The organism is Amycolatopsis sp. cmx-4-83, from assembly GCF_046548815.1.
GTDB lineage: Bacteria > Actinomycetota > Actinomycetes > Mycobacteriales > Pseudonocardiaceae > Amycolatopsis > Amycolatopsis pretoriensis_A.
On sequence record NZ_JAEBEF010000001.1, the window covers coordinates 735,299 to 755,670 of the forward strand.

The following is a 20,372-nucleotide window of genomic DNA, read 5'->3' on the forward strand; positions in this document are numbered from 1 at the left end:
TAACGAACCGCGCTACTTGAGCTCGAGAAGCTGCGTGCCCTGCGTCACGGCGGCGCCGACCTCGACCGAAAGCCCGGTCACGGTGCCCGCCTTGTGCGCGGTGACCGGGTTCTCCATCTTCATCGCCTCGAGGACGACGATCAGCTCACCGGCTTCGACCGTCTGGCCCTCTTCGACGGCGATCTTGACGATGGTGCCCTGCATCGGCGCCGTGACGGCGTCGCCGCTGACCGCGGCCTTGGTGCCGCCGGCCCGCTTGCGCGGCTTCGCCTTGACGGCCGCGCCGCCACCGCCGCCGCCTTCGAGCGCGAACCCGCCCGGCAGCGAGACTTCCAGGCGCCGCCCGCCGACCTCGACCACGACGTTCTGCCGCGGCTCTTCTTCGGCGGTCTCGAGGTCCGGCGCCACGAACGGCTCGATCTTGTTGTCGAACTCCGTCTCGATCCAGCGCGTGTGCACGCTGAAGCCGTTCTCGTCGCCGATGAACGCGGGGTCGTCGACGATCACGCGGTCGAACGGCAGCACCGTCGCCATGCCCTCGACGACCATCTCGGCCAGCGCGCGGCGGCTGCGCTCCAGCGCGTTGTTCCGGTCGGACCCGGTGACGATCAGCTTCGCCAGCATCGAGTCGAACTGGCCGCCGATGACGCTGCCGGACTCGACGCCGGAGTCGACGCGCACGCCCGGCCCGCTCGGCGCGACGAACTTCGTCACCGTGCCCGGCGCGGGCAGGAAGCCGCACCCGGCGTCTTCGCCGTTGATGCGGAACTCGATGGAGTGGCCGCGCGGCTCGGGGTCTTCGGTGATCCGCAGCTTCTCGCCGCGCGCGATGCGGAACATCTCGCGGACCAGGTCCAGCCCGGTCGTCTCCTCCGACACCGGGTGCTCGACCTGCAGGCGCGTGTTGACCTCGAGGAAGGAGATCGTGCCGTCGGTCGCGACGAGGTACTCGACCGTGCCGGCGCCGTAGTACCCGGCTTCCTTGCAGATCGCCTTGGCCGAGGAGTGGATGCGGGCGCGCTGGTCGTCGCTCAGGAACGGCGCGGGCGCCTCCTCGACGAGCTTCTGGTGGCGGCGCTGCAGCGAGCAGTCGCGGGTGCCGACGACGATCGCGTTGCCGTGCATGTCGGCCAGCACCTGCGCCTCGACGTGGCGCGGCTTGTCCAGGTAGCGCTCGACGAAGCACTCGCCGCGGCCGAACGCGGCGACCGCCTCGCGGGTCGCCGACTCGAACAGCTCGGGGATCTCTTCGCGGGTGCGCGCGACCTTGAGGCCGCGGCCGCCGCCGCCGAACGCGGCCTTGATGGCCACCGGCAGTCCGTGCTCGTCGGCGAACGCGACGATCTCGGCGGCGTCCTGCACCGGCTCCTTGGTGCCCGGCACCAGCGGCGCGCCCGCGCGCATCGCGATGTGCCGCGCGGTGACCTTGTCGCCGAGGTCGCGGATGGCCTGCGGGCCCGGCCCGATCCAGGTCAGCCCGGCGTCGAGGACGGCCTGGGCGAAGTCCGCGTTTTCGGAGAGGAAGCCGTAGCCCGGGTGCACCGAGTCGGCGCCGGAGCGCTTGGCGGCGTCCAGGAGTTTTTCGATGTTGAGGTAGCTCTCGGCGGCCGTGGTCCCGCCGAGCGCGAAGGCTTCGTCCGCGAGGCGGACGTGCGGTGCGTCCCGGTCCGGATCGGCGTACACCGCGACGCTGGCCAGACCGGCGTCCTTGGCCGCTCTGATCACGCGTACCGCGATCTCGCCCCGGTTGGCGACCAGGATCTTGGTCACCGGACCACCGGTGGATTCGCCGACCTGCTCGGCCACCCCGCACCTCCTGCGTCCCGACAGCTGCATTGCTGACCGCCCACGCGGTACGGGGGAGTCTACGGATATGACGTCGCGAGTCAGTCGAGTGAGAGGTGAACCACGCTCACACGTGGTGACGCAGCTCCTGGGGCAGCGGCGAGTCGAGCACGATGACGTCGTACGGGTTCGCGGCGTGGACCTTGGACAGGTGTTCGGTGTTCACCAGCACCCACGGCTGGTGCTCGCCGCAGCAGTCGATCAGCCGGTCGAGCGCGGTGAAGGCGACGAGCGCGGTGCGGCCGTCCGGCGTCCGGCGCAGCTCGATCGACGCGCCTTCGGTTTCGGCGCTGGCCGGGCCGGTCGGCAGGTACAGGGCGGGGGGCAGGTTCGGGTTGGTCACGGGGACAACATAGACGGACACGCTGCGCGAGCCGCGCCCTCACCGATCGGGTGCACGCCCGGGGGATTTCAGCCACATCGGCCCGGGCGTCGCCCACACACCGTCGCGAACCGGCTTACGCTCTGTCTTATGCGGACTACGGCAGCGCGGACGCCCCGGTCGGCGCTGCTCACGGCGGTGCTGGCCGCGGTGGTGACGCTGGGCGCGATCGGCGCCGTGTTCGCGCTGCGCCCGCGTCCCGAAGCGCCCGCCGGCGCGGCCGAACCCGCGGCGGCGCCGGTGGCACCCGCGGTGACCTGCGGCGGCGGCCCCTGCCGCCAGCTCGCGGCGGTCACGGTCGGGGGCACGCCGGTGGTGCTGCTGACCGACACCTCGGGCGGGTCGGCGCGGCTGCGCGTCGGCCCCGAGCCGGGCACGGTGTTCGAGCTGGCGATCGCGCAGCTGGGCGTGCGGCTGGACCAGGACTCGCTGCGCTGCGTCGACGGCTCGGCCCCGGCGTGCCTGGTCCGCGGCGACGTCGGCGACGACAGCGATGACGGCACGGCCGCGTACGGCGAGCTGCTGGTCGGCAGCGGGGGAGTGTGGCGCGACCCCGGCAAGCCGTACTACGCGGACGCCGGGACGCTGTCGCTCTACGACGTCACGGCCGACGGCCGCGCGGACGTGATCGTGGTCCGCCACGACTGCCCGGGCGCGGCGTCCGGCACCCCGAAGTGCGAGGCGTCGCCGGTGCTGGGCGAGGTGTACGACCTGACGGGCAAGCCGGTCGGCTGTACCCGCCGCTACACCGCGCCGTCGGACCTGCGCGGCTGGCCCGACATCCGCCTCACCCGCGCCGACCTCCGCCCCTGCCCCACGTCCTGACCCCGAAGCCCGGCACTTTCACGTGAAAGTGATGTGGAGGGCGGACCTCCGGAACACTTTCACGTGAAAGTGCGCTTGCGTTCAGGCGGGGGCGGGCTCGGTGTGGCGGGCCTCGGTGCCGTCGTCGCTGTGCAGCGGGGTGTCGGTCGGGGCGTCGAGGACCTCGTCGTCGAGGAGGCCCTCGCCGCGTGCCACGACCACCGGGACCGCGATCTGGCCGGCCACGTTCGTGGCGGTCCGCATCATGTCCATGATCGGGTTGACCGAGTAGATCAGCGCCAGGCCGAGCGCCACCTGCTTGGCGTCGAGGCCGATGAACGACGTCGTCAGCGTGAACGCCGTCAGCCAGCCGGTGGTGCCGGCCGTCGCCAGCGCGCCGACCACGGCGACCACGACGATGCCGACGTACTGCCAGAAGTTCAGCGACACCCCGGCCAGGTTGGCGACGAAGATCGCCGCGATCGCCGGGAAGACCGCCGCGCAGCCGTCCATCTTGGTCGCGCTGCCGAGCGGGGTCGCGAAGGCCGCGTACGCCGGCTGGACGCCGAGGTTGACCGCGGACTGGCGGGTCAGCGGCAGCGTCGCGGCCGAGGACTGCGACGCGAACGCGAACTGGATCGCCGTGCCCGCCTTGGCGAAGAACTTCAGCGGGCTGACCTTGGCCACGAACTGCAGCAGGATCGGGTAGACGACGAAGAGCACCAGGAGGCAGCCGACGTACACCGCGAGCGTGGTGGAGAACAGCGGCCGGAACAGCGCGTCGCCGTAGTTCGAGACGGCCGCGCCGATCAGGCCGATGATGCCGATCGGGGCCAGCCGGACGATCCAGCCGAGGTAGCGCTGGATGATCTCGAAGACGCTCGTCGTGAAGTCCACGAACGGCTTGGCCTTGTCACCCAGGCTGTACGCGGCCGCGCCGATGACCAGCGCGAGGAAGAGCACCTGCAGCGTCTCGCCGTCGGCAAACGCTTTCACGAAGTTCTCCGGCAGCAGGCCGTTCACGAAGGCGCTCCACGAGCCCCAGTGGTCGACGCTGGCCGCGGCCTTGCCGGCGTTCTTGGCGGTCGCTTCGACGCCGCCGAGCCCGCCCGCGCCGGGGTTGAAGACCTTGCCGACGGCGATGCCGATCAGGGACGCGATGAACGACGTGATCGCGAACCACAGCACCGTCTTGCCGCCGAGGCGCGCGGCGGTGCGCCCGCCGCCGAGCCCGCGGAGGCTGTTGATGCCGACCACGATCGCCGTGAAGACCAGCGGGATCACCGCGATCTGCAGCAGCGTGGTGAAGATGGTGCCGATCTGGTCGAGGAGATCGGTCAGCCAGCCGGCCTCGGTCTGCCGCGCGACGACGCCGAGGGCGGCGCCGACGACGAGCGAGCCGAGGACCGCGGCCGCGAACACCCGCGGTTTGGTGTATGTCCGTACGAAAGACACGGGGCGACTCCGGTGCTCGAAAATTTCTCGTTTTGCCTCGTGAAGAGAACGTCAGGCAAGGGAGCACTCTTCCGGATCACCCGTTCGTGTGGCGCCTTTCTCAGGATGCGGGACGTTCCCAGAGATCCACGACACCGACGCCGACCTCGGCCAGCAGCCGGCGCGTCAGCGGCAGGCTGATCCCGATCACGCTCGTGTGGCCGCCGTCGAGCCCTTCGACGAACCAGCCGCCCCGGCCGTCGATCGTGAAGCCGCCCGCCACGTGCAGCGGCTCGCCGCTGGCGACGTAGGCGTCGATCTCGTGCGCGCTCGGCGTGCCGAACCGGACGGTGGTCGACTCCCAGCCCGCGGCCTCCTTCGAGCGGGCCCCGCCGTCGAGCCGGACGACCGCGTGTCCGGTGAGGAGTTCACCGGATGTCCCGGCCATCGCGGCCCAGCGCTGCCGCGCGATGTCCGGATCGGCCGGTTTGCCGACCATCTGCCCGCCGATGTTCAGCATCGAATCGCAGGCGACGACGACGGCGTCCGGGTGGACCGCGGCGACCTTGTCGATGACGGCTTCGGCCTTGGCCGCGGCGAGCGCGGCGACGAGTTCGGACGGCGAGGGGTCGGTCAGCGCGGCGGCGACGGCGTCCTCGTCGACGCCGGAGACGAACACGGCCGGATCGAGGCCCGCGGAGCGCAGGAGGGCGAGGCGGGCGGGGGACTGGGAGGCGAGGACGAACTGCACCCGGCGAAGGTACCCGGCCGCCGGTCGTGACCGGATTGTGACCGGCACCACTTCCTGGGCGAGTTATTTTGTTGTTGCTCGCAACATATGGATCGGTGCGGGAGGTGCCATGACCGTGCGCGTGACGGAATCGACGCCGGTACCGAGGTCGCCGTGGTGGACGAGACGCCGCGCGCCGCGCCGGGCCGGCTCGGCCCGGCGCCGAAGCTGATCCCGGGCCGGAGACCACCGCTCCCGCGGTCCGTGCGAGCCCCCGGCACCCGACACCGGGGGCTCGCACGGGTTTTCAGGCCGCGGCGGCTTCGGGCGCCGGCGCCGGGGTTTCCCAGCGCGGCTTGACCTTCCGCAGCAGCAGGGCCGCGAGGATCCCCAGCAGCAGCACGCCCATCGGCAGCAGCATCGTCACGCGGGCCGCGTCCGTGAGTCCACTGTGGACAGCTTCGGACGCCAGCTTCCCCGCCTGGGCGGCGAGCTCCGCGGGCACCCCCGGCATCGGCGACGGCCCGCCGGCCGAGCCGAACTCACCCGCGCCGGCCGCGGCGTGCGCGATCCCCTCCGTGAACGGCGCCCGGTACTGCTCCGGCAGCTGCGAAGCCGCCTTCGCCGCTTCGTCCGCGATAGAAGCGCTGATCCGCGCCTGCAGCAGTACGCCGATCGCCGCGCTGCCCAGCACGCCGCCGACCTGGCGGGCGGTGTTGAAGATGCCGGACGCGGTCCCGGCCAGCCGCGGCTCGACCGACCCCATCGTCATGTTGCTCATCGGCGAGAAGATGCAGCCGATGCCGAGCCCGCACACCAGCAGCGCCGGGACGAACGCCCACGGGCTGCTCGTCGGCGTCGCCTGCAGCGCGATGATCCCCAGCCCGGCCGCGAGCGCGGCGAGGCCGAACACCACCAGGTACTTGCCGTTCACCTTGTCCGACGCGCGCCCCACGAACGGCGCCACGATCCCGGACAGCAGCGACATCGGCGCCGTCAGCAGGCCGCCCATGGTCGGGGTCAGGCCGAGCACCGACTGGATGTAGATGACCAGCGGCAGGAACATGCCGGTCATCGCGAAGCCGACCGTGGTCGCGGTGAGCGTCCCCGCGGAGAAGTTCCGGTTCGAGAACACCTGCAGCGGCAGCAGCGGCTCGCGCTTGTTGTACCGCTGCCACACCAGGAACGCGGCCAGCAGCAGCACGCCGGCGCCGATGATCTCGAAGACGGTGATGCCGCCCCAGACGGTGCCCCAGTCGTACTGCTGGCCGTTCTGGACGCCGAACACGATGCACAGCAGCCCCGCGCTCGAGAGGAAGATCCCCAGCAGGTCGAACGAGTGCGAGTGCTTCGGCTGCCAGTCCGGGACCAGCAGCAGCGTCAGCACGATGGCGATCACGCCGATCGGCACGTTGACGAAGAAGATCCATTCCCAGCCGAGGTGGTCGACCAGCACGCCGCCGAGCAGCGGGCCCGCGATCGTCGCCAGGCCGGCGACACCGCCCCACATGCCCATCGCCGGGCCGCGCTTGGCCGGCGGGAACAGGTGCGTGATGAACGCCAGCGTCTGCGGCGTCATCAGCGCGGCCCCGAGCCCCTGCACGGCCCGCGCGGCGATCAGCATCTCGACGTTGCCGGACAGGCCGCACCACAGCGACGCGCCGGTGAACACGACGAGCCCGGCGAGGAACACCCGCTTCGGCCCGAAGCGGTCACCGAGCCGGCTGGTGAACAGCATCGGCACGGCGTAGGTGAGCAGGTAGACGCTGATCACCCAGACGACCGAGTTCAATCCGGCGTTCAGCTTGTTCAGCATGGTCGGGATCGCGATCGACACGATGGTCGTGTCGAGCAGGATCATGAAGAAACCGAGGCACAGCGCGCCGAGCGCGGCCCACGGGTTAGCTTGTCTGGCGTTCATCGTCGTCTTCCCTGGTGATGAGCGTGAGCTTGGGTTGTTCGCAGTCCTGGAACGGGATCCGCCCGGCCTTGAGGTCGTCGAGGAGCCGCTCGGTCCACTCGAGCTCGAACTTCCGGTGGTCGCACTGGTAGCGCCAGTCGAGCCAGTAGATCGGCGGCGTCTCGTCGTCGGCCAGCCGCTGCAGCACGGCCTGGTCGGCGGCCACCGCGGCGCGCAGCCGTGTGACCCGGTGTTCGAGCTCGATCAACGAGGTTTCGCGCCCCAGTTCGTCGATCACGGCGAGCCCGGAAAGGAAAGCGGGGAACTCGGCCACGAGGTCGCCGAGCAGTTCGCGACCCCGCTGGTTGAACTCGTCGAGCCCTTCTTGGGTCATGCCGTAGACGGTCCGTTCGGGCCGCCTGCCGTCACGCTGCGTGTCGACGACTTCGATGAATCCGTCGCGCTTCAGGCGTTCTACGGTGTGGTAGAGCGACCCGGCTTTGACGTTGACCCGCGTGTTGACGTACCGCTCACGCATGAGCTGAGCCATCTCGTACGGGTGCATCGGCCGCTCGTGCAGCAGCTCCAGCACGGCGATGCCGAGCGGCGTCAACTTGGCCGAGGCCATGGGTGATCCCTCCGGGTCGGTTATTCCACGTGGACTATACGACGTGGGGTAGTTGCCGGTCCACGGCCATTACTGTGACGGTCCGTACACGCTGCGAAGACTGTCGATGGATTTCGGCGAGCCACTGGCGACGGGTGACGCCGACTCCGGACGGCGACGTACTCGCCATCTTGGTCGGCGTCGAGAGTGCTTCCGCGACCGGCCTGCTGCACCGGTTGCTGGGCAAGTACTCGGAGAGAAAGAGCTGAATTGCGTACGAAGAGTTGCGGCGCTGAGGTCGTGCGAGGGCGCTCGGTGGAGGCGGACCAGTTCTGGCACGTGGCCTGCCGGCTTGTGGAAGAGATCTCGGCAGCCAGGCCGGCACGTATGTGGCAACGTGAAAGCCACAACTTGTGAGTTCGAGCTAGTTCGTACTACGAACTGTATGTTAAGTTCGTAGTACGAACTAACTGGGAGGAACCATGACCCACTTCGGCATCGGCGTCTCCACCGCCACCGCAGCCGTCCCCGACACCCTCGAACTCGCCGTCCAGGCCGACCGCGCCGGGCTCGATCTCATCACCGTCTCCGATCACCCGTACTACGCCGATCGGCTCGACGCCTACGCCGAACTCGGTGTGCTGCTGGGGAAAACCGAACGGATCTCCGGGCTCGTCTCCGTCACCAACCTGCCCACCCGGCCCGCCGCGATGCTCGCGCGCACCATCACCTCCCTGTCCGCGCTGACCGGGGGGCGGATCGTGCTCGGGATGGGCGTCGGCGGGCTCTGGGACGACATCGCGCGCCTCGGCTTCACCAAACTGACGCCCGGTCAAGCCGTCCGCGCCTTCGAAGAGGGCATCCGGCTCGTCAAGCTGCTCGGCGGGGGCGGCGAACCCGTGACCTTCGACGGCGAGTTCCACCGGGTCACGAACCTCGAACCCGCCCGGGAACAGCTGCCGCCCGTCTGGACCGGCTCGGTCGGGCCCAAGTCCCTCGCCGTCACCGGACGCGTGGCCGACGGGTGGATGCCCGGGCGCGCCGCCGACTGGCTCAGCGAGCGGTACCGCACCTCGCGCCCGGTCATCGACCAGGCCGCCGTCGACGCCGGGCGGGAACCCGGGGACATCGTCACCGTCTACAACTTCCCCGGCCGGATCACCGCGGAGCCGCTGCCGAAGACGCGCGCCGACGACGGACGCTGGATCGGGGGCTCGCCGGCGCAGTGGATCGACGAACTCACCGGTGCCGTGCTGGAGCACGAAGCCGCCGGGTTCGTGCTTTTCGGGCCCGGCGGCAGCACGCCCGACGCGGTCGCCGCCGCGCGGTGGGCCGGGGAGATCGTGCCCGCCGTGCGCGAGGCCGTCGCGAAGTAGGCTGGGGGGATGGGGAAGAGCGGGGAGGACCTCGGCGTCGTGGCCGGGCTCGTGCGGGCGTCGTTCCTGGTGAACGCCGTCTACGCCGAGTCGGCCCGCGAGTACGGGCTCACCGTGCAGCAGGGCCAGCTGCTGTGCGTGCTGATGGCCCAGCCGTACGGCATGAGCGAGCTCGGCGCGACCCTGCACCTGGAGAAGTCCAGCCTCACCGGCCTGGTCGACCGCGCGGTCCGGCGCGGGCTCGTGCGCCGCGAGCCCGACCCGGACGACCGGCGGGCCGTGCACGTCGTCCTGACCGGCGAAGGCCGCGAACTCGCCGAGGACTTCTACGCGGCGACGTGCCGGCGCGTCGCCGAGCTGGCCGCGGGCCTGGGCGTGCCGGACCGCGATCGGCTCGCGGCGCTGCTCGGCCGGGTCGTCCGGGAAAACGAGGTCCCGACCGTCTTCCTCGACGCCCTGTCGCGTTAGAAGCCGGGAAGCCCCGAAGCGCGCCAAGCACCTTCGCCGGCGTGGAGCGGCTTGCGCAGCGAAGCCGCGTGATCGCCCCACCACGACGTACGCGGCTTCGGCTTCTCCGCGGGCGAAGCCGACGACGCCGCGGCGACGACCGCCGTCAGCGCCGCCAGCTCGGCGTCGCTCGGGTTCCCGCGGACCACCCGCAACAGGGGACGCTCTTCGCCGGTCACAGCGGGATGTTCCCGTGCTTCTTGGGCGGCAGCGACTCGCGCTTGTTGCGCAGCAGCGACAGCGCCCGCGCGACGTGCCCGCGGGTGTGCGCCGGCACGATCACCGAGTCGACGTAGCCGCGTTCGGCCGCCGCGTACGGGTTGAGCAGCGTGTCCTCGTACTCCTGGATCAGTTCCGCGCGCAGGGCGTCGACGTCCTTGCCCTCGTTCGCCGCGTTCGCGAGGGTCTTGCGGTACACGATGTTCGCCGCGCCCTGGGCACCCATCACCGCGACCTGCGCGGTCGGCCACGCCAGGTTGATGTCGGCGCCGAGGTGCTTCGAACCCATGACGTCGTACGCGCCGCCGTACGCCTTGCGCGTGATGATCGTGACCAGCGGGACCGTGGCTTCGGCGTAGGCGTAGATGAGCTTCGCGCCGCGGCGGATGATGCCGTTCCACTCCTGGTCGGTGCCCGGCAGGAAGCCCGGGACGTCGACGAAGGTGAGCACCGGGATGTTGAACGCGTCGCAGGTGCGCACGAACCGCGCGGCCTTCTCGGACGCGTCGATGTCGAGGCAGCCGGCGAACTGCGTGGGCTGGTTGGCGACGACGCCGACGCTCTGGCCGTCCACCCGGCCGAAGCCGACGATGATGTTCGGCGCGAACAGCTCGTGGACCTCGAGGAAGTCGCCGTCGTCGACCACGCGGTTGATGACCTCGTGCATGTCGTACGGGGTGTTCGGCGAATCCGGGATGATCGTGTCGAGCTCGCGGTCGGCGTCGGTGACGTCGTCGAAGAAGCCGGCCGGCGCGTCCGAGGGTTCGAAGACCGGCGCTTCCGACAGGTTGTTCTGCGGCAGGTAGGAGAGCAGTTCCTTGACGTACGCGATCGCGTCCTCGTCGTCGGAACCGAGGTAGTGCGCGACGCCGGACTTCGTGTTGTGGGTGCGGCCGCCGCCGAGCTCCTCGAAGGTGACGTCCTCGCCGGTGACCGTCTTGACGACGTCCGGGCCGGTGATGAACATCTGCGACGTCTCGTCGACCATCACGACGAAGTCGGTCAGCGCGGGGGAGTAGACGTGCCCGCCCGCGTTCGCGCCCATGATCAGCGAGATCTGCGGGATGACGCCGGACGCCTTGACGTTGCGGTTGAAGATCTCGCCGTACAGGCCGAGCGAGACGACGCCTTCCTGGATGCGCGCGCCGCCGCCCTCGTTGATGCCGATGATCGGGCGGCCGGTCTTGATGGCCAGGTCCATGACCTTGACGATCTTCTCGCCGTAGACCTCGCCGAGGCTGCCGCCGAAGACGGTGACGTCCTGGCTGAACACGCAGACCGGGCGGCCGTCGACAGTGCCGTAGCCGGTGACGACGCCGTCGCCGTACGGGCGGTTCTTCTCCTGGCCGAAGTTGGTCGAGCGGTGCCGGGCCAGCTCGTCGAGCTCCACGAACGAGTTCTCGTCGAGCAGCAGCTCGATCCGTTCTCGCGCGGTTTTCTTGCCCTTGGCGTGCTGCTTCTCCACCGCGCGGGCCGAGCCCGCGTGCACCGCCTCGTCGTACCGGCGGTACAGATCGGCCAGCTTGCCGGCCGTGGTGTGGATGTCCGGTTCATCCTCGGGCGGCGTCCCGAGCGGCTCCGTCGCACTGCTCATGCCACGGGAGCTTAGCTACTTGCCGGTCACTTCGCGTGTGGCGTAGGCAACGTCCGTGGACATCCGCACCCTCGCCGCGGCCGACCTGCCCGCCTGCTCCGACCTGGCCGAATCCCGCTCGTGGCCGCGCGAGCCGCCGAAGTGGACCCTGCTCCACCAGGTCGGGCGCGTGTTCGGCGTGCCCGCCCCGGACGGCGACGGCCTGGCCGCGACCGCGGCGCTGGTGACGTTCGGCTCGGTGGCGTCGATCTCGATGGTGCTGGTCGCACCGCGGTACGAGCGGCGCGGGCTCGGCCGCGCGATCACGGCGCACGCGGTCGCGGCGGCGGGCGAGGCGGTGGTGTGGCTCCACGCGTCGACGTCCGGCCGCCCGCTGTACGAGTCGATGGGCTTCGTCGAAGACGGCGGCTGCCAAGGCCACGTAGGTCGATTTGTCGATGACGGCGGACCGGGTGCGGCACCCGGTGCCTTGGCCGACGTGCTGCCGCTCGACCGGGCGGCTCACGGCGTGGACCGGACGGTGCTGCTGGAGAGCCTGGGGACGCCGTTCGTCGTCGAGGGCGGTTTCACGTTCGGCACGGACCTCGGCCACGTGACGGTGCTCGGCCCGGTGGTGGCGGAGACGGAGGACCAGGCCAAGGCCCTGATCCGCGGCGCGGCGCGGACGGTGCCGGGGGAAGTCCGGGTGGACCCGGACTTCCGGTTCCCGGCACTCACGGCGTGGGTGCGGGAGCGCGGGCTGATCCCCGGCCCGCCGGCACCGCGTCTGGTGCTGGACGGGCGCCCGTTACCGGGTGACGGGGGGAAGCGGTTCGCTCCGTTCACGCGGGCGGTGGGTTAGCGGGCATTCCGGCCGCGGGGATTCCCGTGATCGCGGCCCGCCCGGCGGCTTCCGCCCAGAAGAGGTTCACCCAGCCCGCCCAGTCGAAAAGGCCGACCAAGGCGGGGAGCAGGATCATCAGCCAGCCGATCGTCCGGTAGGTGATGCCGAAGATCTTCTGTTTGCTTTTCGGCAGCAGCGCGTTACTGCGCCGACGGCCGGATCAAGCCCGATTCGTAAGCCGCGATCACCAGCTGGGCCCGGTCCCGTGCCGCGAGTTTGTGCAGCAGCCGGCCGATGTGGGTCTTCACCGTCGCGATTCCCAGGTGCAGGCGCGCCGCGATCTCGTCGTTCGACAATCCCCGTGCGATCAGCGTCAGCACCTCCTGCTCCCGCGCTGTCACGCCGTCCAGCCGCGTCACCGGGCCCGTCGGCAGCCTCGCGAATTCCGCGACCAGGCGGCGGGTCACCGAGGGGGCCAGCAGCGCGTCCCCGGACGCCACCACCTCGATCGCCGCCAGCAGGTCCGCCGGGCGGGTGTCCTTCAGCAGGAAGCCGCTCGCGCCCGCGCGCAGGGCCGCGTACACGTACTCGTCGAGGTCGAACGTCGTCAGCATCAGGACGCGGACGTCGGTCTCCGCGCAGATCCGCCGGGTGGCCTCGATCCCGTCCATCGACGGCATGCGCACGTCCATCAGCACGACGTCCGGCTTCTCGCGCCGCGTCAGCGCGATCGCCTCGACGCCGTCGGACGCCTCGCCGACCACCTCCAGGCCCGGGGCGCTCTCCACCAGGACCCGGAAGCTGCCGCGCAGCAACGCCTGGTCGTCGGCGATCAGGACGCGGGTCATCGGGCCACCGCCGCTTCGTAGGGCAGCCGCGCGAACACGCGGAAGCCGTCGTCGGACGGCGCTGCCGAGAACTCCCCGTCGTAGACCGCGACGCGTTCGCGCATCCCGATCAGGCCGTGGCCGGGGACGACCTCGCCGCCGCGGCCGTCGTCGTGGACCTCGATGCCGACTTCGCCTTCGCCGCCCGTGACGCGGATCCGGCACGTCGTCGCGGCCGCGTGCTTGACCACGTTGGTCAGCGCCTCCTGCACGATCCGGTACACCGACTGGCCGACGCCGCCCGGCAGTTCGTCGAGGCCCTCGACGGTCAGGTCGACCGCCAGGCCGGTCAGCTGCGCGCGGTCGGCGAGCGTGCGCAGGTCGTCGAGCGTCGGGGCGGGCGCCAGGGCTGGGACGCCCGTGCCGTCGCGCAGCACGCCCAGCATGCGCCGCAGTTCGGCCAGCGTCTCGCGGCTCGTGTCTTCGATGACGCGCAACGCTTCCCGCGCCTGGTCGGGCTGTTCGAGGGCGACGTGGTTGCCGACCGCCGCCTTCACCGCGATCAGGCTCATGCTGTGCGCGACGACGTCGTGCATCTCCCGCGCGATCCGCAGCCGTTCCGCGGAAACCGCTTCCCGCGCGTGGTTTTCGCGCTCGATCGCGGCGTATTCGCGGCGGCCGTGGACGGCGATGCCGAGCGCGAACCCGACGATCAGCGCCGAGGCCCCGAAGTTCACCGTCGTCGCGGTGCTCGGGTTCGGCAGCACGACGCCGAGCAGGCCGATCCCGAGCAGCCCGGCCGCGAAGCCGACCCGCGACGCGCGGCTGCCGCGGCGCACGACGAACGTGTACAGCGCGCAGCCGGCGGCCACCACGGCGACCGCCAGCACCGGCCCGCCGATCGGGATCGCCGCCGCGGTCAGCACCAGGGAAAGGATGTACGCGGGCCGTGGCCACCAGCGCCGCAGCAGGATCGGGGTGACGCCCGTCAGCAGGATCGTCCAGCCGAGCCAGGCGGGCAGCCACAGCGGCAGCGTCCACGCGCCGGCGGCGAGGTTGCCGCCGGCGCCGATCGCCAGGACGAGGACCGCCAGCACGTCGATAACCACGCGGATGCGCATGCACCGAACGTAATGCGGACCCCGGCGGGGCGCGTCAACCCTGGGTCGGACGCTCCGCGTAGTGCTTGCGCACGGCCTCGACGCGGTCGGGTGCCCAGTCCGGAAGGGTGACGCCGTGGGTGGCGGCGAACAGCTTGTCGAGCTGCTCGTGCCGCCGGGCCAGCTGGGCGGGGACGTCGGCTTCCGGTGCCTCGGTGAGTTCGACGCGGGTGCCGTCGAGGGGATCCTGGTGCACGTGCCAGCCGGGTTCGTCCGGCAGCAGCGCCCGGACCTCGCCGACCGGCTTCCAGACGAGGTCGCGGCGGAAGCGGATGGTGCCGTCGGCGAGGACTTCGCCGTCGCCGAGGCCGAATTCGTCCACATAGGACGCTATCCGGGCGTGCCAGTCCGCCGGCTGCCCGGCTTCGCGGCCGGACAGCCGCGCGTCGAGCGCTTCGAGGCAGCTGTCCCAGCCGGCGGCGGTGCGGCCGGCGGCGAGCTTCGCGATCGCCGGTTCGCCGCGGCCGAAGGTGTGCGTGAACACCAGGAGGCTGCCGTCGCCGTCCGGGGTGATGAGCCAGCGCAGGGTGTCGTCGTTCCAGACGAAGGTGAACTCGCGCGGCGGGTCGGCGGTGACGACCCGGCCGGTCGTCGAGGTGTCCTCGCCGGGGAAGGTGAACCGGATCGCGCCGCCGGCACGCAGTTCGACGTCGACCTTCGCCGGGAACCAGTGCTCGAGTTCGGCCGGGTCCGTGATGGCGCGCCAGACCTGCTCGGGCGCGTGCTTCAGCCGGCGTTCCAGCCGGAGGGCGGGGCGGTCCTCGTCGGTCAGCAGTTTCGCGGGCATGCCTGCATATAACCACCGAGGCATATAAGGGTCAAGCGCCGCGGACGGCGGCCACCGCGCCGGCGAGCTCCGGGTCGCTCGCGGCCTTGTCGAGCGCCGTCCGCAGCACCGCGCAGTACGTCGGCTCGGTTTCGGAGTAGCGCTTGCGGCCGGCGTCGGTGATCACCGAGTAGACGCCGCGGCGGTCGTCCTCGCACAGGTCGCGGATGGTCAGGCCGGCGTCCTCGAGCCGGGCGCACATCCGGCTGACCGAGCTCTGGTTGAGCCCGATCGCGTCGGCCAGCTCCTGCATCCGCAGGCCGCCGCGCGGTCCGGCGACCAGCTTGCCGAGCGCGCGGTACTCGGACAGGCCGAGTCCGTGGCGCCGCTGCAGGGCCTTGGCGAGGTCCTGCTCGATGCGGGCGTGCAGCACGAGCATGCGGCCCCAGGACTGTTCGTCGACGGTCATTTCCCGCCCTCCTCTTGACGCCAGGATAGTCCATGGGCAGTCTTTATATGTACATGCAAATAACTGGAGGGGTTCGGACATGAGCGACCGCAGCTTCCTGTTCCTGGTGGGCGCCGCGCGGGCCGGCGGCAACACGGAGATGCTGGCCCGGCGGGCGGCGAAGGCCCTGCCGCCGGACGTCGAGCAACGCTGGATCCGGCTGCCGGAGGTGCCGCTGCCGCCGTTCGAAGACCGCCGCCACGGCGCCGGTTCGCACCCCGAGCCGGGCGAGAACGAGCAGCTGCTGATGGACGCGACCTTCGCCGCGACCGACATCGTGGTGGTGTCGCCGGTGTACTGGTACTCGGTCGCGGCGAGCGTGAAGCTCTACCTCGACTACTGGTCCGGCTGGATGCGCCTGCCGGTGGAGTTCAAGCCGCGGATGCGCGGGAAGTCGTTGTGGGGCGTCAGCGTGCTGAGCGAAACCGCGCGCGAGGCCCAGCCGCTGATCGGCACGCTCGAACTCTGCGCGGAGTACCTGGGCATGAACTGGGGCGGGATGCTGCTGGGCAACGGCAGCCGCCCCGGCGACGTGCTGCTGGACGACGCCGCGATGGCGGCCGCGCCGGCGTTCTTCACCGGTGCGGACCTGGTCACCGCCTAGTCCAGGACGGCCTGCGCGATCCGGCGCAGGCCGCCGACCAGGTCGGCGCCCGACGGCGCGTGGCCCGGGTCGATCAGCCCCTGGAGCATCACGCCCGAGAGCAGGGCCTGGTGCACCGCGCCGACGGCCCGGGCCACGTCGCTCCCGTCGTCGTCGAGATCCGGCTGCGAGGCGCGCTGGTCGGCGACGCCGCCTACTGCGCCCGCGCCGCTTTCGGGATGGGGACGAGCCTGGTGGTCATCGACGCGTGCCAGAAACTGTTCGAGGGCAACGGGAAGTGGTTCGTCCCGCCGACGCGCGCGTGGCTGAAGTTCCGCAACCTGAACTACCGGCTGCTGCCGCACCTGCCGTGGCGCGAGCTGATCGAGGAGCTGCCGCTCAAGGCGGGCAACGCGATCACGCTGAAGCGGTATGCGGGGGCGCCGGTGTGACGCCGCGGCGCTTCGCGATGCCGGCCATGTTCTCCTCGCCCCAGTCGCCCAGCGGCAGCAACGCGGTGTTCAGCCGCTGACCCAGCTCGGTCAGCGAGTACTCGACCTTCGGCGGGATCTCGTGGAACACCTCGCGGTGCACCACCTCGTCCGCCTCCAGCTCCCGCAGCGCCTGAATGAGCATCTTCTCGCTGATCCCGCTGACTTTCCGCTTCAGCTCGCCGAACCGCAGCGGCTCGGCGTGCAGCGCCCACAGGATCAGGGCCTTCCAGCGTCCGCCGATCACGTCCACGGCCGCGTCCAGTCCGCAGCGGTACGTTCGAGCCTGCATGCAGGATCCTTACGTTTTGGTGGGTACCTGACTTATTAGTCGGTACTTGTCCAGTGTAAAGCGCTGCCCGCAGCATGGAACCCATGGGAGAAAGCAAGAAACAGGTGGGCGTGCTCGGCCTGGGGCGGATGGGGTCCGCCCTCGCCGGCGCGCTCGTGGGGGCGGGACACGACGTCTCGGTGTGGAACCGGTCGCCGCTCAAGGCGGGGCCGTTGCTCGACCGCGGTGCCCGGTTGGCGGCCACCCCGGCGGAGGCCGCGGCGGCGGACGTCGTCGTCAGCTGCCTGTCCACATACGACACCCAGCAGCCGGTGCTCGACGCGGCCGCGTTGCGGGGCCGGACATTGGTGAACTTGACGTCCGGGACGCCCGAACACGCCCGCGGTGTCGCGAAGTGGGCGGCGTCGGAGGGCATCGACTACGTGGACGGCGTCATCATGGCGGTGCCCCAGGGCATCGGGACGCCGGGCGCGCGGATCCTCTACAGCGGCTCGGAAACGGCGTTCGCGGCTCAGCGGGATGTGCTGGAAGTCCTGGGCGAACCGGTGTTCCTCGGCGAGGACGCCGGCCTGGCGGCGCTGTACGACCTGGCGCTGCTCGGGGTGATGTGGTCGGCGATGGGCGGCTACCTGCACGCGCTCGCCCTCGTCGGCACCGAAGGCGTCACGCCGGCGCAGTTCACGCCGATGGCCCTGGACTGGCTGTCGTCGGTCGGCGGGTTCCTGACCGGCATCGGCGCGCAGGTGGCCAGCGGCGACTACGAGACCGACGTGTCCGCGCTGGACATCAACGCGGCCGGCCTCGGCCTGCTCGTCGAGACGAGCCGTTCGCAAGGGATCGGCACGGAGGTGCCCGCGGCGTTGCGGGCGTTGTTCGACCGCGCGGTGGCGGCGGGCCACGGCGCGCACGCGATCGCGAGCGTCATCGAGGAGATCCGGTGAAGTACTTGGGCAAGAAGGCCGTCGTCACCGGCGGCACGCACGGCATGGGCCTCGCGGTGGTGCGCGCCCTGCTCGACGGCGGCGCGGAGGTCCTGCTGACCGGCCGTGACGTCTCGCCGCTGGCGGGGAAGCTGCCGGGCAAGGCGCACCTGCTGTCGTCGGACGCGGCCCGCCTGACCGACGTCGACGAGCTCGGCGCGGTCGCCGCTTCGACGCTCGGCGACGTGGACCTGGTGTTCGTCAACGTCGGCTTTTCGACGCTGACGCCGTACGAGTCGGCGACGCCCGAGGTGTACGACCGCACCTTCGACGTCAACACCAAGGGCGCGTACTTCACGGCGCAGAAGCTGGCTCCGCTGGTGCGCGCCGGTGGTTCGTTCGTCTTCACGACGTCGGTCGCGGCCGGCGCCGGGATCGCCGGGATGGGCCTGTACTCGGCGGCGAAGTCGGCGGTGCGGTCGTTCGCGCGCACGTACGCGGCCGAGCTGGCGCCGCGCGGGATCCGGGTCAACGTGGTCAGCCCGGGCTACACGGACACGCCGACGATGGGCGTCACCGGCGTCCCGGCCGAAGTGCTGGCGCAGTTCAAGACGGCCGGCGACGAGATCACGCCGTTGAAGCGCCACGCGACTTCGGCGGAAGTGGCGGCGGCGGTGCTGTTCCTGGCCTTCGAGGCGACGTTCACCACCGGCGCCGACCTCCCCGTCGACGGCGGTCTCGGCCAGCGCCTCACCCTGCCCGCTTGACGTGCACGGCGAGCCCCTCCGCGCCCGGCGCGCGATCGGGGCGCAGGACGAGGTTGTCGTCGTAGTCGCCGCCGTTCTGGGTGCGGAACGGGATCGGCTCGGCCGTTTCCAGCGTGCTCAGGCGCGTCCGCAGTAGCTCGCGGGCGGCGGCGAACTCCTCGCCGGACACCCGGTCGGCGCCGTGGACCGCGACCGGCGGCAGCACCGACATCCCGGCGTAGAACAGCGTCCCGTGGTGCAGCGGGAACAGGACGTCGGCCAGCGCGCCGTTGACCCCGCGCGGCCCCATGGCCGGTTCGCGGGCACCCGCGGTGAGCACCACCACCGCGCGCTTGCCCGCGAGCCGGCCCTCGCCGTAGCGCAGCGTCCGGCCGTCCTCGCCGCGGACGCCGTACCCGAAGCCCTTGACGAAAACGCGGTCGAACCAGCCCTTCAGGATCGCCGGCAGGCCGTACCACCAGAGCGGGAACTGCACGACGACCGCGTCCGCCCAGTCCAGCTTTTCCTGCTCCGCGACGATGTCCGGGCTCAGCTCGCCCCGCGCGTGCGCCCGGGCCGACGTCGCCCCGACGACCAGCCGCCCGTCCCCGGCCTCGGCCCCGAAGTCGGCGGCGTCGACCACCGGGTTCCACTTCATCGCGTAGAGGTCCGACTCCCGGACGTCGTGCCCGAGCGCCCGCAGCGTGCGGAGCCCGTCGTCGCGGAGGGCCCCGCTCAGCGAGCGCGGCTCGGGGTGCGCGAAAACCCACAAGACGTTCATGACCTCGATGGTCACGCGGTTCGCGGGCCGATTCGAGTGGCCCGATGGCCAACCTGTGCAAGAATCGGGCCATGGCCGCATTCGTGCACCCGGACCGCCACCACGTCGCCGTGCTCGTCCGCCACGGCATGCTCGTGATGGAGCTCGGCATCGTCCACCGGCTGTTCGGCCAGGCGCGTTCGGCGTCGGGCGAGCCGCTGTACGAGGTCGTGACCTGCACGCTCGAGCCCGGCCCGGTGCGCACCGACTCGGACTTCACCATCCCGGTCGACCGCGGCCCGGAGGTGCTGGCCGAAGCCGACACGGTGCTCGTGCCGGCGTCGCTGGCCGAGTACGAGCCGATGGCCCGCGTGCTGACCCCGCCGCTCAAGGGCGCGCTGGCGCGCATCCCGGAGCACGCGCGGATCGCGTCGATCTGCACCGGCGCGTTCGTCCTCGCCGCGGCCGGGCTCCTCGACGGCCGCCCCGCCACCACGCACTGGCGCTCGGCCGAGGAACTGCAGGACCGCTTCCCCGAGGTCGACGTCGACCCCTGCGTCCTCTACACCGACGACGGCGACGTCCTGACCTCGGCGGGCGTCGCCGCCGGCATCGACCTGGTGCTGCACATGATCCGCCGTGACCACGGCGCCGCCGTGGCCAACGAAGTCGCCCGCGGCACGGTCGTCTCCCCGCACCGCGAGGGCGGCCAGGCCCAGTTCGTCCGCCGCCCGGTGCCCGAGCCGCGCACGTCGTCGACGAAGGAAGCCCGCGCGTGGGCCCTGGAGAACCTGCACCGGCCGCTGACCCTGCGCGAACTCGCCGCCCGCGAGGCCATGAGCACCCGCACCTTCACCCGCCGCTTCCGCGACGAGGTCGGCATCTCGGCCCTGCAGTGGCTGACCCAGCAACGCGTCGAGCGCGCCCGCCAGCTCCTCGAGGAGAGCGACCTCCCGGTCGACCGCGTCGCCACCGAAGCCGGCTTCGGCACGGCGGCCTCCCTGCGCCAGCACTTCCAGGCCGCGCTCGGGGTGTCCCCGAGCGCGTACCGCTCGACGTTCCGCGGCGAACTGGCGGCGCAAGCCGGGTAAATCCCGC

General features: G+C 71.3%; 23 protein-coding genes. 9 read left to right on the forward strand and 14 right to left on the reverse strand.

What is annotated here, in order from left to right:
• Window positions 1-12: 12 nt before the first annotated feature.
• Complete coding sequence (locus ACLJQM_RS03775; RefSeq protein ID WP_410630148.1) at window positions 13-1,806, reverse strand: acetyl/propionyl/methylcrotonyl-CoA carboxylase subunit alpha; 1,794 nt, start codon at window positions 1,804-1,806, stop codon at window positions 13-15.
• Between the two features lie 106 nt (window positions 1,807-1,912).
• Window positions 1,913-2,188, reverse strand: a complete 276-nt coding sequence (locus tag ACLJQM_RS03780; protein ID WP_360772682.1) for an SAV_915 family protein — start codon at window positions 2,186-2,188, stop codon at window positions 1,913-1,915.
• Window positions 2,189-2,317: 129 nt separating this feature from the next.
• Here ACLJQM_RS03780 and ACLJQM_RS03785 point away from each other — a divergent pair, with 129 nt between their 5' ends.
• Window positions 2,318-3,052 carry a hypothetical protein gene (locus ACLJQM_RS03785; RefSeq protein WP_247014685.1) on the forward strand — a complete coding sequence of 245 codons (735 nt, stop codon included), beginning with the start codon at window positions 2,318-2,320 and terminating at the stop codon, window positions 3,050-3,052.
• A gap of 81 nt (window positions 3,053-3,133) precedes the next feature.
• Here ACLJQM_RS03785 and ACLJQM_RS03790 read toward each other — a convergent pair whose 3' ends face one another.
• The 4 genes from ACLJQM_RS03790 to ACLJQM_RS03805 all read right to left on the reverse strand — a co-directional run bounded on the left by ACLJQM_RS03790 (window position 3,134) and on the right by ACLJQM_RS03805 (window position 7,723).
• Window positions 3,134-4,486, reverse strand: a complete 1,353-nt coding sequence (locus tag ACLJQM_RS03790) for a dicarboxylate/amino acid:cation symporter (RefSeq protein ID WP_410630149.1) — start codon at window positions 4,484-4,486, stop codon at window positions 3,134-3,136.
• Window positions 4,487-4,586: 100 nt separating this feature from the next.
• Entirely contained in the window at window positions 4,587-5,216 is a 630-nt protein-coding gene (locus ACLJQM_RS03795; protein ID WP_410630150.1) for a Maf family protein, read from the reverse strand.
• Window positions 5,217-5,502: 286 nt separating this feature from the next.
• The gene (locus tag ACLJQM_RS03800) at window positions 5,503-7,116 is read right to left on the reverse strand and encodes a DHA2 family efflux MFS transporter permease subunit (RefSeq protein WP_410630151.1); all 1,614 of its coding nucleotides are present in this window, start codon (window positions 7,114-7,116) and stop codon (window positions 5,503-5,505) included.
• Entirely contained in the window at window positions 7,097-7,723 is a 627-nt protein-coding gene (locus tag ACLJQM_RS03805) for a PadR family transcriptional regulator (RefSeq protein WP_247014676.1), read from the reverse strand. Before ACLJQM_RS03805 ends, ACLJQM_RS03800 begins: the two co-directional genes overlap by 20 nt.
• A 461-nt stretch (window positions 7,724-8,184) precedes the next feature.
• On the opposite strand from ACLJQM_RS03805, the gene ACLJQM_RS03810 reads away from it, so the two are divergent.
• Window positions 8,185-9,078, forward strand: coding sequence for an LLM class flavin-dependent oxidoreductase (locus ACLJQM_RS03810; protein WP_410630152.1), 894 nt, complete (start codon window positions 8,185-8,187; stop codon window positions 9,076-9,078).
• Window positions 9,079-9,087: 9 nt separating this feature from the next.
• Window positions 9,088-9,546, forward strand: a complete 459-nt coding sequence (locus ACLJQM_RS03815) for a MarR family winged helix-turn-helix transcriptional regulator (protein WP_410630153.1) — start codon at window positions 9,088-9,090, stop codon at window positions 9,544-9,546.
• Here ACLJQM_RS03815 and ACLJQM_RS03820 read toward each other — a convergent pair.
• Window positions 9,543-9,764 (reverse strand): acyl-CoA carboxylase subunit epsilon, encoded by a 222-nt coding sequence (locus ACLJQM_RS03820; protein WP_247014667.1) that lies wholly within the window; start codon window positions 9,762-9,764, stop codon window positions 9,543-9,545. The two genes, ACLJQM_RS03815 and ACLJQM_RS03820, sit on opposite strands and share 4 nt — an antisense overlap.
• A complete protein-coding gene (locus ACLJQM_RS03825) occupies window positions 9,761-11,398 on the reverse strand; it encodes an acyl-CoA carboxylase subunit beta (protein ID WP_410630154.1) in 1,638 nt (545 codons plus the stop codon). The genes ACLJQM_RS03820 and ACLJQM_RS03825 overlap by 4 nt, the downstream gene beginning before the upstream one ends.
• Before the next feature lie 55 nt (window positions 11,399-11,453).
• Between ACLJQM_RS03825 and ACLJQM_RS03830 the strand changes: the two genes are divergently transcribed.
• Window positions 11,454-12,239 carry a GNAT family N-acetyltransferase gene (locus ACLJQM_RS03830; RefSeq protein WP_410630155.1) on the forward strand — a complete coding sequence of 262 codons (786 nt, stop codon included), beginning with the start codon at window positions 11,454-11,456 and terminating at the stop codon, window positions 12,237-12,239.
• Between the two features lie 182 nt (window positions 12,240-12,421).
• On the opposite strand, the gene ACLJQM_RS03835 is transcribed toward ACLJQM_RS03830, so the two are convergent.
• The 4 genes from ACLJQM_RS03835 to ACLJQM_RS03850 are packed head-to-tail and all read right to left on the reverse strand — an operon-like array spanning window position 12,422 to window position 15,443.
• Window positions 12,422-13,069 (reverse strand): response regulator transcription factor, encoded by a 648-nt coding sequence (locus ACLJQM_RS03835; protein ID WP_360772648.1) that lies wholly within the window; start codon window positions 13,067-13,069, stop codon window positions 12,422-12,424.
• Entirely contained in the window at window positions 13,066-14,169 is a 1,104-nt protein-coding gene (locus ACLJQM_RS03840) for a sensor histidine kinase (protein WP_360772645.1), read from the reverse strand. The genes ACLJQM_RS03835 and ACLJQM_RS03840 overlap by 4 nt, the downstream gene beginning before the upstream one ends.
• 34 nt (window positions 14,170-14,203) lie before the next feature.
• Window positions 14,204-14,995 (reverse strand): SRPBCC family protein, encoded by a 792-nt coding sequence (locus ACLJQM_RS03845; RefSeq protein WP_410630156.1) that lies wholly within the window; start codon window positions 14,993-14,995, stop codon window positions 14,204-14,206.
• A gap of 31 nt (window positions 14,996-15,026) precedes the next feature.
• Window positions 15,027-15,443, reverse strand: a complete 417-nt coding sequence (locus ACLJQM_RS03850) for a MarR family winged helix-turn-helix transcriptional regulator (protein WP_247014653.1) — start codon at window positions 15,441-15,443, stop codon at window positions 15,027-15,029.
• A 79-nt stretch (window positions 15,444-15,522) separates the two neighbouring features.
• On the opposite strand from ACLJQM_RS03850, the gene ACLJQM_RS03855 reads away from it, so the two are divergent.
• Window positions 15,523-16,086 carry a flavodoxin family protein gene (locus tag ACLJQM_RS03855; protein ID WP_410630157.1) on the forward strand — a complete coding sequence of 188 codons (564 nt, stop codon included), beginning with the start codon at window positions 15,523-15,525 and terminating at the stop codon, window positions 16,084-16,086.
• A gap of 110 nt (window positions 16,087-16,196) precedes the next feature.
• Window positions 16,197-16,517, forward strand: coding sequence for a hypothetical protein (locus ACLJQM_RS03860; RefSeq protein WP_410630158.1), 321 nt, complete (start codon window positions 16,197-16,199; stop codon window positions 16,515-16,517).
• Here ACLJQM_RS03860 and ACLJQM_RS03865 read toward each other — a convergent pair.
• On the reverse strand, window positions 16,483-16,848 hold the full coding sequence (locus tag ACLJQM_RS03865) for a winged helix-turn-helix transcriptional regulator (RefSeq protein WP_247014647.1): 366 nt from the start codon (window positions 16,846-16,848) through the stop codon (window positions 16,483-16,485). The two genes, ACLJQM_RS03860 and ACLJQM_RS03865, sit on opposite strands and share 35 nt — an antisense overlap.
• An 83-nt stretch (window positions 16,849-16,931) precedes the next feature.
• Between ACLJQM_RS03865 and ACLJQM_RS03870 the strand changes: the two genes are divergently transcribed.
• On the forward strand, window positions 16,932-17,789 hold the full coding sequence (locus tag ACLJQM_RS03870) for an NAD(P)-dependent oxidoreductase (RefSeq protein ID WP_410630159.1): 858 nt from the start codon (window positions 16,932-16,934) through the stop codon (window positions 17,787-17,789).
• On the forward strand, window positions 17,786-18,535 hold the full coding sequence (locus ACLJQM_RS03875) for an SDR family NAD(P)-dependent oxidoreductase (protein WP_247014643.1): 750 nt from the start codon (window positions 17,786-17,788) through the stop codon (window positions 18,533-18,535). The genes ACLJQM_RS03870 and ACLJQM_RS03875 overlap by 4 nt, the downstream gene beginning before the upstream one ends.
• Here the strand turns inward: ACLJQM_RS03875 and ACLJQM_RS03880 are convergent.
• Complete coding sequence (locus ACLJQM_RS03880) at window positions 18,519-19,295, reverse strand: NAD(P)H-dependent oxidoreductase (protein WP_410630160.1); 777 nt, start codon at window positions 19,293-19,295, stop codon at window positions 18,519-18,521. The genes ACLJQM_RS03875 and ACLJQM_RS03880 overlap by 17 nt on opposite strands.
• A gap of 71 nt (window positions 19,296-19,366) precedes the next feature.
• Here ACLJQM_RS03880 and ACLJQM_RS03885 point away from each other — a divergent pair, with 71 nt between their 5' ends.
• Complete coding sequence (locus ACLJQM_RS03885; RefSeq protein WP_360772628.1) at window positions 19,367-20,365, forward strand: GlxA family transcriptional regulator; 999 nt, start codon at window positions 19,367-19,369, stop codon at window positions 20,363-20,365.
• The last annotated feature ends 7 nt before the right edge of the window (window positions 20,366-20,372 follow it).